The following is a 13,892-nucleotide window of genomic DNA, read 5'->3' as shown; positions in this document are numbered from 1 at the left end:
AGCTCGCGGTCCTCGAACTGTTCGCGCCAGTCGTCGGGGCGCTGGCGTTCGTGGAACGCCCGGATCTTCTCGACGGCGTCGCGGATCAGCTCCAGCGTGTCGTCGTCGACGTCCTCGACCGCGCGCTCGGCCTCGGCGGTCACGTCGATGTTCGCGACGTCGACGTCGTCGAACTCCTTGGAGAACTCACGGACCGCCACGTCACCCTCCTCCCGTACCCGCGGGAGGATCTCGCGGACGTCCTCGCGGGCGCTCTCGACGCCCGAGTCCCGGTCGAAGAAGGCCCGGCGCTCGCCGGTCGAGAGCTCCGCGATCGCTCGTGGTTGCATACCTCGCGTTCCTCGCCGACGGCCTAAGGCGGTTGCGGATAGCCGTCGCTCGCGGGGAGTAGGAAGCGCGGCAGCGGATAGCTGCCGCTCGAAAGTGTGAGTTCAGGGGTCCGCAACGCGGACGCCCGAATAGTTACTGCGTCGCGAAAACGCTGAGCCGAGTTACAGGCGGGTCAGGTTCGTCGCGCGCGGGCCCTTGTCGGCCTGTTCGATGTCGAACTCGACCTCCTGGCCCTCTTCGAGGTCGGGACCGCCGACGTCTTCCATGTGGAAGAACACGTCGTCGTCCGCGTCCTCAGTCTCGATGAAACCGTAACCGCCCGTGTCGTTGAAGAAATCAACCGTACCAGTCGCCATTACATACCAACGGACTCGCGGCTAACTGTTAACCCCTTCGGTCCGACCACGCCAGTGTCGAACCGCCGGCAACCGGCCGTCCGCAGGCCGACGGGCCTTTACTCGCCGACGCCTCACCCTCTCACAGTGAACCCAGAGGACGTGCGCGAGGAGTGGGCCGAGCGGACCGGCGAGTTCTCGCCGACGTACTACGCCCACAAGGGGCCGAACGAGGCCAGCGAGCAGGTACGGGATCTCGTCTCACACTTCCTCGACCGGGAGGCGCGGGTGCTGGAGATCGGCTGTAGCTCCGGCCGCCACCTCGCCCACCTCCACGACGGCGGCTTCGAGAACCTCCACGGGATCGAGATCAACGCGGACGCCATCGACGTGCTCCGGGAAGAGTACCCCGACCTCGCCGCCGACGCGACGTTCCACGTCGGCGACGCCGGCGAGATCCTCCCCGAGTTCGACGACGGCGCGTTCGACGCCGTCTACTCCGTCGAGACGCTCCAGCACATCCACCCTGACGAGGCCGAGACGGTGTTCGACGAGGTTGCCCGCGTCACCGGCGACCTGCTGCTCACCGTCGAGAACGAGTCCGCACGCGGCGCGGGCGCCCGCGAGGAGGCCGACGTCTCCTACGTCAACGACGAGTTCCCGCTGTACCACCGCGACTGGAAGGCGATCTTCGAGCAGCGGGGGTTCGCACAGCTGCTCTCGGAGTCGAGCAAGCGCCGGGACACGCTGCGAGCGTTCCGTCGGCCGTAGTCGCCGCTATTCTCCGCTAATCGTCGTGTGACACCGATAGCACGACCGCCTCGCCGTCGATCACCGTCGTCGAGTCGTCGCCGTCGACGACTTCGGCGACCGTCTCGACGCGCACGCGGTCGTCGCCCAGTTCCGCGACGACCTCCACGCTCGCCCGAACCGTGTCGCCGGGGCGGACCGGCGCCTCGAAGTCGAGATCCTGCGAGAGGTAGACGATATCGCCCGGGAGCGCGGCGAGCGCTGCGCTGATTAGCCCCGCACCGAGCATCCCGTGGGCGACGATCCCGCCGAAGAACCCCTCGGCGGCGTAGTCGGGGTCGGTGTGGAGGGGGTTCTCGTCGCCGGTGAGTTCTGCGTACTGCTGGATCGTCTCCTCGGTCACCTCGCGCTGTACTTCGGCGTCGTCGCCGACGGTCGCGACAGGCATACCCCGACCGAATCCCGGCGGCACCGTAGCTGCCCCGGTTCACATGTGAATACGGACCTTGATAGCCCGCGGGCGACAGTTCGAGGGTATGCCGACCGCACACAACGGCGACGTGGCCCTCTCCTACGACCGGACGGGGCCGAGCGACGCGCCGACGGTGGTCTTCGTTGAGGGGCTGGGCTACGGCAAGTGGATGTGGCAGTTCCAGCGCGACCCCCTCGCCGAGTCCTACGACACGATCGTGTTCGACAACCGCGGCACGGGAGACTCTGACTGCCCAGAGGGGCCGTACACGATCGACGAGATGGCCGATGATCTGGGAGCGGTGCTCGACGACGCCGGCGTCGAGTCGGCCCACGTCGTCGGCGCGAGCATGGGCGGGATGATCGCCCAGCGCTTCGCGCTCGAGGACGACCGCGCGGAATCGCTCGCGCTGCTCTGTACCTCCCACGGCGGCGAGGACGCCGTCCCGGTCCCGCCGGAGACGCAGGCGTTCATGTTCGACGTGCCGGAGGACGCCGACGAGCGCGAGGCGATCCGGTACAAGATGACGCCCGCGATCTCCGACGGCTTCGCCGAGGAACACCCGGACCTGATCGAGGACATCGTGGACTGGCGGCTCGACTCCGACGCCAGCGAGGCCGGACGGAACGCACAGGCTGCCGCAGTACAGGCGTTCGACGCAGCCGACGAACTCGGCACGCTCTCGCTGCCGACGCTGATCATGCACGGCACCGACGACGAGGTGCTGCCCGTCGAGAACGCCCACGCGCTGGCCGACCGACTCCTCCACGCCGAACTCGAACTGTTCGAGGGTGGCCCGCATCTCTTCTTCGTCGAGCAGGCCGACGCCGTGACCGACCGACTGCGGGAGTTCCTCGATCAGCATGCCTGAGGGGTTCACGCCGGTCCACGGCCACAGCGCCCGCCCGTACGACTGGGTCGGTGCGTGGAGCGAGAAGCGCGCCGAACTCTCGCCGGACCGCGTCGGCCTCGTCGACGACACCACGGGCCGAGAGTTCACCTACGCCGACCTCGACGCGCGGGCGAACCGGACCGCGCGCCTGCTCCGCGACCACGGCGTCGGGGACGGCGAGCGCGTCGCGGTCGTCTCCCGGAACCGCCCCGCGCTGGTCGACCTCTTCTTCGCCTGCGGGAAGACCGGCGGCGTCCTCGCCCCGCTCTCGCATCGTCTCGCCGCGCGGGAACTGGGCGAACTGCTCGCGAACGTCGATCCCGAACTACTCGTCGTCGAGGCCCCGTTCGTCCCAGCCGTCGAGGACGCGCTCGACCGCGTCGATCTGGAGATCACCGTCCGCGCGCTGCCCGCGGAGGACGGGCAAGACCGAGGGACGGTCGACCACCCCTCCCTGCTCGACGAGCGCCCCACGGACGACTCGCCGGTCGAGGCCGCCGACCTCTCGATGGACGACCCCGCCCTCTTCCTCCACACTGGCGGCTCGACCGGGACGCCGAAGGAGACGGTGCTGACCCACGGGGGGCTGCTCTGGAACTCCTTCAACACCATCACGGCGTGGGGGCTGCGCGAGGACGACACCACGCCGATGGTGTTCCCGATGTTCCACACCGGCGGCTGGAACGTGCTCACGCTCCCGCTGTTCCACATGGGCGGGACGGTGGTGATCGCCCGGGAGTTCGACCCCGGCGAGGTGCTGGGGCTGGTCGAGGAGACGAACGCGTCGGTGCTCGTCGCGGTGCCCGCGGTGCTGCGGATGATGACCGAACACGACGACTGGGCGGAGACGGACCTCTCGACCCTGCGCTTCGCGAAGTCCGGCGGCGGCCCGTGTCGCGACGCGGTGCTCCGGAAGTGGTGGGACCGCGGGGTCGACCTCTCGCAGGGGTACGGGCTGACCGAGTGCGGCCCGAACAACTTCACCATGCCCGACGGCTGGCCCCGCGAGAAGGCCGACAGCGTCGGCGTGCCGGCGATGCACGTCGACGCCCGCGTGGTGGACGACTCGGGCGAGGAAGTCGAGCAGGGCGAGGTCGGCGAACTCGAACTCGCGTCCCCCCACGCCGCCGACCGTTACTGGGGCAACGAGAGCGAGACCCGCGGCACGTTCGGCGCTACGGGTGACGCCGAGCACGGCTGGGTCTCCACGGGCGACCTCGTCCGTGTCGACGGGGAGGGCTACTACTACATCGAGGGCCGGAAGAAGAACATGTTCGTCTCCGGCGGGGAGAACGTCTACCCCGCCGCCGTCGAGAACGCGCTGACCGACCACCCGAAGGTCGACGAGGCGGTCGTCGTCCCGATCCCCGACGAGACGTGGGGCGAAGTGGGGAAGGCGGTCGTCGTCGGCGACGAGTCGCTCACGCTCGGGGAGCTGACCGAGTTCCTCGACGGCCGGCTCGCGTCGTTCAAACACCCGAAAGCGCTGGCGTTCGTCGACGAGATGCCCACCTCCGGCCCCTCGAAGATCGACCGGGGCGCCGTGAACGAGCGGTTCGGGGAGTAACGGGTCGTCGGGGGCATTGCGTCGTTTCGACCATCTGGTTCTATTGGGTCATCCCTTTCAGTCTCGTGGCGTAACGGGTCCACAATGCCGGGACTGGCTGTATCCCTCGCCTTGATCGTGGTCGCAGTCGGTGTCATCTGGAAGGGGAGCGAGTACTTCGAGCGGTCCGCGGAGCGACTCAGCAAGCACTACGGCCTGCCGGTCGCCGTCCACGGGGCCGTCGTGGTCGCCGTCGGGTCGAGTTTCCCGGAGATCAGCTCCGTCGTCATCAGCACGGTGGTCCACAACGAGTTCTCCCTCGGGGTGGGCGCCATCGTCGGGAGCGCCATCTTCAATCTGCTCGTCATCCCCGCGCTGTCGGCCATCTTCAGCGAGGAACTCGAAGCGACGCGGAGCCTCGTCCTCAAGGACGCCCAGTTCTACGTCATCAGCGTCCTCGTGCTGTTCATCGTGTTCGCGCTCGGCGCGACGTACGTCCCGGGCGGAACCAACAGCGCCGCGATACTGACGCCGTCGCTGACGGTCCTGCCGCTGGCGACGTACGGGATCTACCTCTTCCTCCACCAGCAGGACGCGAGCGATCACGTCACCGAGGCTGCGATCGACGTCCGGCCGGCCCGGGAGTGGGGGGTGCTCCTGATCGCGCTGCTCGTGATCGCCGTCGGCGTCGAGGGCCTCATCCGCGCCGCCCTCTCGCTCGGGGCGATCTTCGACTCGCCGAGTTTCCTCTGGGGGATCACCGTCATCGCGGCCGGGACGAGCCTCCCCGACACGTTCGTGAGCGTCCGCGCCGCCCAGAACGACGATAGCGTGACCAGCCTCACGAACGTGCTCGGCAGCAACACGTTCAACCTCCTCGTCGCGATCCCCCTCGGCGTCATTCTGGGCGGCTCGGCGACCATCAACTTCCTCGCGGCGATCCCGACGATGGGCTTTCTGGCGTTCGCGACGTTGGTGTTCATCGTGTTCACCCGGACCGACCTCGAACTGACCGACCTCGAGGCCTACGGCTTCCTCGGCCTGTACGTGCTGTTCCTCGCCTGGATGATCCTGGAGTCGATCGGGGTCATCGAAACCGTCAGGGGGATCTGATCGGGCCTCGGGGCCAGTCCGCCGTCGTCGAATGCTCCGAATTCTTCCCGTCTACTCGTAGGTGTTCGTCATCCCGCCGTCGAACAGCAGATCGCCGCCGTTGAGGTGTTTCGCGTGCCGCGAGAAGCCGAACACGAAGAGGTTCGCGACCTCGACCGGACTCATCATCCGCTTCGTCCGCGACTGCCCGAGCATCACGTCCTCGACGACTTCCTGCTCGGTCAGCCCGCGCTGGTCGGCGGTGTCCGGGATCTGTCCGGTCACAAGCGGCGTCGAGACGTACCCCGTCGACACCGAGAACGCCCGGACCTCGCCGTCGCCCTCGGCCGCGAGCGACTGCGTGAGTCCGCGAAGCCCGAACTTACAGACGTTGTACGCCACCTTGTCGCTCGTGGTGTAGTGGCCGTGGACCGACGCCATGTTGCCGACGGCGCCGCCGCCGGCCTCGCGCATGTGCGGGAACGCGTGCTTGGACAGCAGCGTGGGCGCGCGGAGCATCACCCGCTGCATCAGGTCGTACTGCTCGGCGGGAAACTCCTCGATCGGCGCGACGTGCTGGAGGCCGGCGACGTTCGCGAGGAAGCGCAGATCGCCGTACTCCGCCGCAGTGTCGACGATCCGCTCGATGTCGTCGTCCTCAGTCAGGTCCCCCTTGATCGTGTGGATCTCGCCCGCCGCGTCGAGGTCGGCCCCGCGATCCACGGTATCGTCGAGGCCGTCGGCGTCCACATCCGTCGCGGCGACGGTGCAGCCATTGGCCGCCAGCGCGACCGCGACCGCCCGGCCGATCCCCGAGGCCGCGCCGGTGACCAGCGCGACCGACTCGGCGGCGTAGCGGTCGTCGTCGACCTCGAGGACGTTCGCGGCGGTGAGTTCCGGGCCGTCGGCGCCCGGGATGGGGTCGTCGGTCATGAGGATGGACAGTCCCCGAACCATCCAATAAGGGCGGGTTCAGGTATGAACCCGGCCCGCCGGAAGCGATCCCCCACGAAAACGCTTAACACGGAACCCGAGAATCGTCCATGATAGTACAGCGCCCCATGATCGACATCGCACTCGATATGCGGCAGTACGACTGCCCGTTCATCGACACGACGGACGACGCCGACCTGAGCTTCGCCGCCTCCTACTGGGAGTTCAACCCCGCGGCGGGGGAGCTCGAGACCCGGATGGTCGTCGAGGCGCCGGACCGCCACGAGCTCGATCAGGGGCTGTCGATGCTCCGCGAGCACCGGGGGATGGAGGGGTTCGACCTGCTCGCCAAGCGCGACGGCGCAGCCCGCATCCGGACCACGATCCAGGAGACCAGCGCGATGCGCACGATCCGGCAGAACGAGGGCTACGTCACCGGCCCGTTCTACATCGAGGACGGCCGCGAGACGTGGCACGTCGGCTTCGACAACGACGGCCTCGCCGACGGCGCGCTCGCGGGGCTGGAGCGCAACAACGACTTCTCGGTGCTCTCCCGCGAGGACACCAGCATCCCCGAGATCTCCGAGCTGATGAGCAACGCGGGCGCGGCGATGACGCTGATTAACGGCTGCCGGGAGCTCTCCGAGACCGAACGCGAGACGCTCGAGACCGCGGTCGAGGGCGGCTACTTCGAGAGCCCGCGCGGCGCGACGCTCGGCGATCTGGCCGACGAGTTCGGCGTCTCCAAGCCCGCGGCGTCGAAGAACCTCCGCCGGGCCGAGCGCAAGCTGATCGACCGGGTCGTCGACGCGCTGGGTGAGCTGGAGTAGCGCTGAACGCGCTGCCGCGGGCTGATACGACGATCCCGACGACGGCCGATCCTGCGCGTCGATTCACATGTTAACCACCCCATCCATGGTGGGAGAGAGCCTCATACTGAGGATATGGCGCGAAAGCTATCGCGGCGAGGCATGCTTCGAGCGACCGGCGTCGCCGGCGTCGCCGGGCTCGCGGGCTGTACAGGCGCACTGAGTGGCGGCAGCGGCATGAGCATCGGCGTGCTCCAGCCGGTATCGGGCGACCTCGGTTACTACGGCCAGCAGGCGCTCTGGGGGTTCTTCTCCGGACTGGCCTACAAGGGTGACACCGACCCGATCGAGGAGTCGACCACTGGGAGCTACACCGTGACCGCGGGCGACACCGAGTACGAACTGATCGTCCGCGACACGCAGTTCAGCGCGGACACCGCCCAGTCGGCCGCGACAGACCTCGTGGAGAACGAGGACGTGGACATGCTGTTCGGCACCGCCTCCTCCGGGGCGGCCGGCCGCGTGATCGACACGGTCGTCGACACCGCGGAGGTGCCGTTCATGGCCGGCCCCGCGGCGTCGGCGGGCATCACCTCGAACGAGGGGACGTGTTCGGACCTCGTGTTCCGGGCCTCCGAGAACACGGCAATGGACGCCCGCTCCGGCGGGAAGTACGTCGCGACCGAGACCGACATCTCCTCGGTGTACCTGTTCGGCGCCGACTACTCCTTCGGCCGCGCGGTCGTCAACAACTACGAGCAGGTGCTCTCGAACAACGGCGTGGAGATTCTCGGCAAGCGGTTCGTCCCGCAGGGGTACAGCGAGTGGGACGGCCTGCTCCAGAACGCCGAGGACGCCGGCGCCGACGGCGTCGTCGGCGGCTTCACCGTCTCGACGCTCCCGCAGATGTTCACGTCCTACCTGCAGGGCGACTACAGCTACTCCGTCTTCGGCGGGCTGGCGACGCAGGTCACCAGTCAGGTCGTCGGGCAGACGCTCCAGCAGGCGCTCGGCGAGCCGCTCACACAGGAGAAGCTCGACAACTCCGGACTCGGCCCGTTCACCACGCGCTACCACTGGAACCAGTACGACAACGAGATCAACAGCTCGTTCGTCGACTCGTACACGAGCGCCTACGGCGTCGTGCCGGACCTGTTCACCTCGGGGACGTTCACCGCGGCCTCCGCGATCGTCCAGGCCGTCGAGGAGTCCGGCTCCACGAGCGGCAGCGACGTGGCCGGCGCGCTCCGAGGCATGACGGTCACGGACACGCCCAAGGGCGAGAACGGCTACACGTTCCAGGAGTACAACAACCAGGCCCGCTCGGCGATGACGGTCGCGAACCTCGCGCCGACCAGCGACGAGTGGAGCGACAGCTGGGACGCCGCGATCCAGCCCGGCGAGCCTCTCGCGACGATCGGCAAGGGCGAGACCACGATCCCCGCCGACGCGCCGGGGATGAACTGCTCGCTGTAGATGCTCCGCACCGCCGGACTGACGAAGAACTTCGGCGGCCTCACCGCCGTCGACGACGTCGACTTCCGGCTCCGGGAGGGCGAGCTCTGTTCGCTGATCGGTCCCAACGGCGCCGGGAAGACGACGTTCTTCGACCTGCTGACGGGCGCGCTCGAACCCACGGCCGGCAGCATCGAGCTCCGCCGGGACGGCGAGTGGGAGTCGCTCACCGACGCCTCCCCCTCGGCGGTCGCGCAGGCGGGCGTCCACCGGTCCTACCAGATCACGAACGTGTTCCCCGAGCGGACCGTGCTGGAGAACGTCCGTGTGGCCGCACAGGCCGCCGGCGAGAACGCCTGGAAGGGGTGGCGCAACACGGCGACGTTCGAGGAGCACATCGAGGAGGCCCACGGGATCCTCGACCGCGTCGGCCTCGACGCGCTGGCGGACCGGCCGGCAAGCGCGCTCGCCCACGGCGAGAAGCGCCAGTTGGAGGTCGGCATCGCGCTCGCGGGCGACCCGGACGTGCTGCTGCTCGACGAGCCAAACGCCGGCGTCTCCAGCGAGAGCGTCGACGACATCATCGACCTGATCGCCGACGTGGCGACCGACCACGCGGTGTTGCTCGTCGAGCACAACATGGACATCGTGATGAACGTCTCCGACCGCATCGTCGTGCTGAACCAGGGCGCCGTCATCGCCGACGACGAGCCCGCGGCCGTGCGGGAGGATCCCGCGGTCCAGCGGGCGTACCTCGGCGGGTACGGGGAGGACGACGGCGACGACCTCCCGAGCAGCGGTGCGACGACCGACGACGACGAGGAGGTGGTCGGCGCGTGAGCCTGCTCGAACTCGACGGCGTCGAGACGTACTACGGCGAGAGCCACATCCTCGAGGGCGTCGACCTCGAAGTCGAGGCGGGCGAGGTGGTCGCGCTGATGGGGCGCAACGGCGTCGGCAAGACGACGACGCTGCGGAGCATCCTCCAACTCACGCCGCCCCGCGAGGGGTCGATCCGCTACCGGGGCGAGGAGCTGGTCGGCAAGGAGACCCACGAGGTCGCCGACGCCGGCGTGGGGTGGATCCCCGAGGACCGCCGGATGTTCAGCCAGCTCACCGTCGAGGAGAACGTCCGCATCGCCGTCCCGAAAGGCTCTGACGTGCAGGCGGGGCTGGACCTCGCGTGGGACGCCTTCCCCGACCTCGAAGAGATCCGTGGCCGCGACGCCGGCGACCTCTCGGGCGGGCAGCAGCAGATGCTCGCGATCGCCCGCGGGCTGGTCGGCGAGAACGACCTGCTGTTGGTCGACGAGCCCAGCGAGGGGCTGGCGCCGCTGATTGTCGAGGCCGTCCACGACGCGCTCGAAGCGGTCGCCGGCGAGACGACGATCCTGCTGGTCGAGCAGAACCTCCCGATGGCGCTCGACCTCGCGGACCGATTCTACGTGCTGGACCACGGCGTCGTCGTCGACAGCGGCGACGCCGACGAGGTGTCGACCGACTCCGAACGGCTCAGGAGGCATCTCTCGGCATGACTGGGGCCGTACTCACACCCCTGATCGTCGACGCGCTGGGGGAGTTCCTCCGCCTCGGCACGCTGTCGGAGGTGTTCGTCAACGGCCTCTCGAAGGCCGCGCTGTACGCGATGATCGCCAGCGGGCTGACGCTCGTCTTCGGGCTGCTGGGCGTGCTCAACTTCGCCCACGGCTCGTTCACCATGCTCGGCGCCTACCTCGGCGGGCTGGTGATGGTGGTGCTGGTCGGGAGCGCGACGGGCGACCTCGCCCGCGTGCTCTTTTTCCTCGTCGGCACGCTGCTCGTGTTCGCCGCCATCGGCGCGCTGGGCGGCGCCGTCGAGGTGGGGCTGATCCGCCAGTTGTACGACCGCCCGCCGATCTACCAGATCCTGCTGACGTTCGGGCTGGCGCTCGTGCTCGACGAGGCGGCCCGCATCGTCGTCTCGTTCTACGGCATCCAGCCGATCACCGACTGGCGAGACGCGCTGGGGACGAAGCCGGCGTTCATGGTCGAGAACCTCTCGGTCGCCGGGCTCTCGGTGTCGCCGCTGGCGCTGTTCCAGATCGTCTTCGGTACGGTCACGATCGGCGCCGTCTGGCTGTTCCTGACTCGGACGCGCTACGGGATGGTGGTCCGGGCCGGCAGCGAGGACGACGAGATGACCGCCGCGCTCGGCATCGACGTGAACCGCGTGTTCACCACCGTCTTCGCGCTCGGTTCGGCGATCGCCGGCGTCGCCGGCATGCTGCTGATGTGGGACCCCGTCTGGGGGGCGAGCCTGCCGTTAGCCCACGAGACGCTGCTGCCCGCGTTCGTCGTCGTGATCGTCGGCGGCCTCGGCACGTTCCGGGGCACCGTCGTCGCGGCCGGCCTCGTGGGCATGGTCGACGCGACGATGACGTGGTGGTTCCAGAACGCGATCACGTTCACCGGCCTCCCCGAGATGATGATCTTCCTCGTGCTCGTCGTGACGCTGATCGTGCGGCCACAGGGACTGTTCGGCGTCGAGGAGGTGGGCGGCCATTAGCTCCCCCACCGAGCCGCCGGGCGAGAACGACCCGCACGAAGCGGGTGCCCACCCGCCGGACGAGGACGATCCGGCCGCACCCGAGGACGGCAGCATCGCGGCCGCGAGCGGTCGCGAGTGGTGGCGGCGCTACCTGCGCGAGCACACCGCCCACGCGCTGGTCGTGGCGGCGTTCGCGCTGTACCCGTTCCTCTACGCGCTGCTCGCGGCGTCGCCGCTCGGCACGGAGGTGGAGACGCTGCTGCCACGTGTGGAGACGATGGTCGCGGTGTTCTACTTCGGCCTGTTCGCGATGTCGTTCGACTTCGTCTCGGGCTACACCGGCTACCTCTCCTTCGGCCACGCCATCTTCTACGGCACGGGCGCGTACTTCGTCGTGCTCGCGGCCAACGGACAGGTGCCGCTGCTCGCGCCGGGGACGCCGTTCATGCTCCTGCTGCTGCTCGCGGGACTGCTGGCGGTCGTCATCGCGCTGGCGATCGGCGCGCTCTCCTTCCGGCTCTCGGGGGTGTACTTCGCGATGATCACCCTCGGGTTCGCGCAGGTCGCGTACGTGTTCGTCCGCGGCTGGGACTACGTGAGCGAGAACCCGCGGGACGGCGCCGCCGTCTCGACGGAACTCCACCCCGGCGGCTTCGACGTGGGCGTGCCCGGGATCGACGCGCTCAACCTCGCGATCGGCCGACTGACCGGCGACAGCGTGGAACTGCTGTTCGTCGAACTCGGCGGGACCGAGGTGTCCTACTACATGGTCGGGCTGGTGGTGCTCGTCTGCTACCTCGCGATGCAGCGGCTGATTCACTCACCGTTCGGGACGGTGCTGCTGGCGATCCGCGAGAACGAGGAGCGCGCCGAGGCGGTGGGGTACGACCCGTTCCGGTTCAAGCTGGCGGCGTTCGCGATCAGCGGCTTCTTCGCCGCGATCGCGGGCGGGCTGTTCGCCGGCTTCCGGCGCTCGGTCGCCCCGGACAACTCGATGTACTTCCTCGTCACCGGCGACGCGCTGCTGGCGTCGATCATCGGCGGGTTCGGCACGCTCGCCGGCCCGCTGTACGGCCGGCTGTTCGACGAGACCGTCCGGGAGTTCCTCTCGAAGCGAGGCTCCGGCGGCGGCCTGCTGCCGTACCTCCGGGAACACCTCCCGGCGAACGTGATCGAGGCCGACCTCGTCGGCGGGCTGACCGTCGGCGGCGCCATCGAGACGTTCCTCAACGGCCACGCCAGCCTCTACATCGGCGTGATCTTCGTGCTGTTCGTGCTGTACGTCCCGAACGGCCTGCTCGGCACCGTCCGTGACCGCCTCGGCGGCACGGTCGCGAAACAGCTCCCCGACTCCCTCGACCGCTACCGGCGCGACTGACCGGTGGCGACTTTCGACTCATGACCGTCTCACTCACCGGCTACGGCCGATACGTACCGCAGGAAACCATCACCGGCCCGGAGATCGCCGACCGCTCGGGCATCCCCGAGGACGTGGTCGTCGAGAAGATGGGCGTCGTCGAGAAACACGTCTGCCCGCCGGACGACGACCACGCGACCGACATGGGCGTCGCCGCGGCCCGCGACGCGCTCCCCGACGCCGGCGTCGACGCCGCCGACGTGGATCTGGTGCTGTACCACGGCTCGGAGTACAAGGACCACGTCGTCTGGTCGGCGGCGGCGGACATCGCCGAGCGCCTCGGCGCCGAGAACGCCTACGCGACCGAGAGCTACTCGCTCTGTGCGGGCCAGCCGATCGCGTTCCGGCAGGTCGCCGCACAGATCGAGACGGGGGACGTGGACACCGCGCTCCTCGTCGGCGCCAGCCGCGAGGAGGATCTCGTGGACTACACCGACGCCGACGCGTCGTTCATGTTCAACTTCGGCTCGGGCGCGTGTGCGACCGTGCTCGAACGCGGCGCCGGCGAGCGCGCGCTGGCGACCTTCCACGGCCACGCTGCGAAGACCGACGGCTCGTTCTCGCGGGACGTCATCATGCCCGCCGGCGGCTCCGAACTGCCGCCGAGTCGCGCGACCGTGGACGAGGGGCTACACACGCTGACCGTCCCCGACCCCGACGGGATGAAGGAACGGCTGGGCGAGGTGAGCCTCGCGAACTTCCTCTCGGTCGCCGACGACGCGCTCGCGGCGTCGGGGCTGACCCGTGAGGATATCGACTTCGTCGCGCTCACGCACATGAAGCGCTCGTTCCACGACTACCTCACCGACGAACTGGGCGTCGGCGACGGCCACCACTACCTCGACGAGTACGGCCACGTCCAGAGCGTCGATCAGGTGCTCGCGCTCGACGAGGGGCTGGACCGCGGGCTGGTGGCAGACGGCGACGTGGTGCTGTTCCTCGCCGCGGGGACGGGGTACACGTGGGCGGCGAGCGTGCTGCGGTGGATCGGCTGAGGGTCGATCGACGGGACGTTTTCTCGCTTGGAACGATCGGGAAACGGCTGGTACGTAGTTCTTCGAAATGTTGTTGTCCAACTCTATTTCTGGTGGAGGGGGCTGAGGTGGGACTACGGTAGTGCCGTTCTGAGATCCTCACACAGATCGTCGGCATCCTCAAGTCCAATCGACACCCGGACTAACGACTCAGGTACCTCCGCGGTACCCTCTCCGTGACTTACCTCGTCAGGGATCATCAACGATGGAACTTCAACAAGGCTCTCAGCCCCACCGAGACTGGCTCCGGGTGTGAATACGTCCAACCCTTCGACGAACGCTTCGAGTTCGATAAGCGTT

The 13,892-nt window shown here is 68.6% G+C and carries 16 protein-coding genes; 11 read left to right on the top strand and 5 right to left on the bottom strand.

Annotation, left to right across the window (positions count from 1 at the left end):
* Positions 1-329 (bottom strand): histidinol dehydrogenase (locus ACFR9S_RS15215; RefSeq protein WP_379818989.1); only part of this gene is annotated, 329 nt, incomplete at its 3' end.
* A gap of 162 nt (positions 330-491) precedes the next feature.
* Positions 492-686, bottom strand: a complete 195-nt coding sequence (locus tag ACFR9S_RS15210) for a cold-shock protein (RefSeq protein WP_049980416.1) — start codon at positions 684-686, stop codon at positions 492-494.
* Positions 687-812: 126 nt separating this feature from the next.
* Between ACFR9S_RS15210 and ACFR9S_RS15205 the strand changes: the two genes are divergently transcribed.
* Positions 813-1,436 (top strand): class I SAM-dependent methyltransferase, encoded by a 624-nt coding sequence (locus ACFR9S_RS15205; RefSeq protein ID WP_379731577.1) that lies wholly within the window; start codon positions 813-815, stop codon positions 1,434-1,436.
* Between the two features lie 16 nt (positions 1,437-1,452).
* Here the strand turns inward: ACFR9S_RS15205 and ACFR9S_RS15200 are convergent, their stop codons facing one another.
* Positions 1,453-1,863 carry a MaoC family dehydratase gene (locus tag ACFR9S_RS15200; protein ID WP_379731578.1) on the bottom strand — a complete coding sequence of 137 codons (411 nt, stop codon included), beginning with the start codon at positions 1,861-1,863 and terminating at the stop codon, positions 1,453-1,455.
* 88 nt (positions 1,864-1,951) lie between these two features.
* Here ACFR9S_RS15200 and ACFR9S_RS15195 point away from each other — a divergent pair, with 88 nt between their 5' ends.
* From ACFR9S_RS15195 to ACFR9S_RS15185, 3 genes are all read left to right on the top strand, one after another.
* Positions 1,952-2,758: an alpha/beta fold hydrolase gene (locus tag ACFR9S_RS15195; protein ID WP_379731579.1), complete on the top strand. Its 807-nt coding sequence runs from the start codon at positions 1,952-1,954 to the stop codon at positions 2,756-2,758.
* Positions 2,751-4,346: an AMP-binding protein gene (locus ACFR9S_RS15190; protein WP_379731580.1), complete on the top strand. Its 1,596-nt coding sequence runs from the start codon at positions 2,751-2,753 to the stop codon at positions 4,344-4,346. Before ACFR9S_RS15195 ends, ACFR9S_RS15190 begins: the two co-directional genes overlap by 8 nt.
* Positions 4,347-4,430: 84 nt before the next feature.
* Positions 4,431-5,438: a sodium:calcium antiporter gene (locus ACFR9S_RS15185; RefSeq protein WP_379731581.1), complete on the top strand. Its 1,008-nt coding sequence runs from the start codon at positions 4,431-4,433 to the stop codon at positions 5,436-5,438.
* 51 nt (positions 5,439-5,489) lie between these two features.
* On the opposite strand, the gene ACFR9S_RS15180 is transcribed toward ACFR9S_RS15185, so the two are convergent.
* The gene (locus ACFR9S_RS15180; protein WP_379818988.1) at positions 5,490-6,350 is read right to left on the bottom strand and encodes an SDR family oxidoreductase; all 861 of its coding nucleotides are present in this window, start codon (positions 6,348-6,350) and stop codon (positions 5,490-5,492) included.
* A 128-nt stretch (positions 6,351-6,478) separates the two neighbouring features.
* Here ACFR9S_RS15180 and ACFR9S_RS15175 point away from each other — a divergent pair, with 128 nt between their 5' ends.
* The 7 genes from ACFR9S_RS15175 (at position 6,479) to ACFR9S_RS15145 (ending at position 13,553) form a co-directional block, all read left to right on the top strand.
* A complete protein-coding gene (locus ACFR9S_RS15175; protein WP_379731035.1) occupies positions 6,479-7,180 on the top strand; it encodes a helix-turn-helix domain-containing protein in 702 nt (233 codons plus the stop codon).
* A 114-nt stretch (positions 7,181-7,294) separates the two neighbouring features.
* Complete coding sequence (locus ACFR9S_RS15170; RefSeq protein ID WP_379731033.1) at positions 7,295-8,635, top strand: ABC transporter substrate-binding protein; 1,341 nt, start codon at positions 7,295-7,297, stop codon at positions 8,633-8,635.
* Positions 8,636-9,454: an ABC transporter ATP-binding protein gene (locus ACFR9S_RS15165; protein ID WP_379818987.1), complete on the top strand. Its 819-nt coding sequence runs from the start codon at positions 8,636-8,638 to the stop codon at positions 9,452-9,454.
* Positions 9,451-10,149 (top strand): ABC transporter ATP-binding protein, encoded by a 699-nt coding sequence (locus tag ACFR9S_RS15160; protein WP_379731031.1) that lies wholly within the window; start codon positions 9,451-9,453, stop codon positions 10,147-10,149. Before ACFR9S_RS15165 ends, ACFR9S_RS15160 begins: the two co-directional genes overlap by 4 nt.
* Complete coding sequence (locus tag ACFR9S_RS15155) at positions 10,146-11,159, top strand: branched-chain amino acid ABC transporter permease (RefSeq protein ID WP_379731030.1); 1,014 nt, start codon at positions 10,146-10,148, stop codon at positions 11,157-11,159. The genes ACFR9S_RS15160 and ACFR9S_RS15155 overlap by 4 nt, the downstream gene beginning before the upstream one ends.
* 259 nt (positions 11,160-11,418) lie before the next feature.
* The gene (locus ACFR9S_RS15150; RefSeq protein WP_379731034.1) at positions 11,419-12,519 is read left to right on the top strand and encodes a branched-chain amino acid ABC transporter permease; all 1,101 of its coding nucleotides are present in this window, start codon (positions 11,419-11,421) and stop codon (positions 12,517-12,519) included.
* A gap of 20 nt (positions 12,520-12,539) precedes the next feature.
* Positions 12,540-13,553, top strand: coding sequence for a 3-oxoacyl-ACP synthase (locus ACFR9S_RS15145; protein ID WP_379818986.1), 1,014 nt, complete (start codon positions 12,540-12,542; stop codon positions 13,551-13,553).
* Between the two features lie 113 nt (positions 13,554-13,666).
* On the opposite strand, the gene ACFR9S_RS15140 is transcribed toward ACFR9S_RS15145, so the two are convergent.
* Positions 13,667-13,892 (bottom strand): PLP-dependent transferase (locus tag ACFR9S_RS15140; RefSeq protein WP_379818985.1); only part of this gene is annotated, 226 nt, incomplete at its 5' end.

Origin of the sequence: Halolamina salina (genome assembly GCF_042678005.1) — an archaeon.
In the GTDB taxonomy this organism is placed as follows: domain Archaea; phylum Halobacteriota; class Halobacteria; order Halobacteriales; family Haloferacaceae; genus Halolamina; species Halolamina salina.
This window is presented reverse-complemented; position numbering and strand designations above follow the sequence as displayed.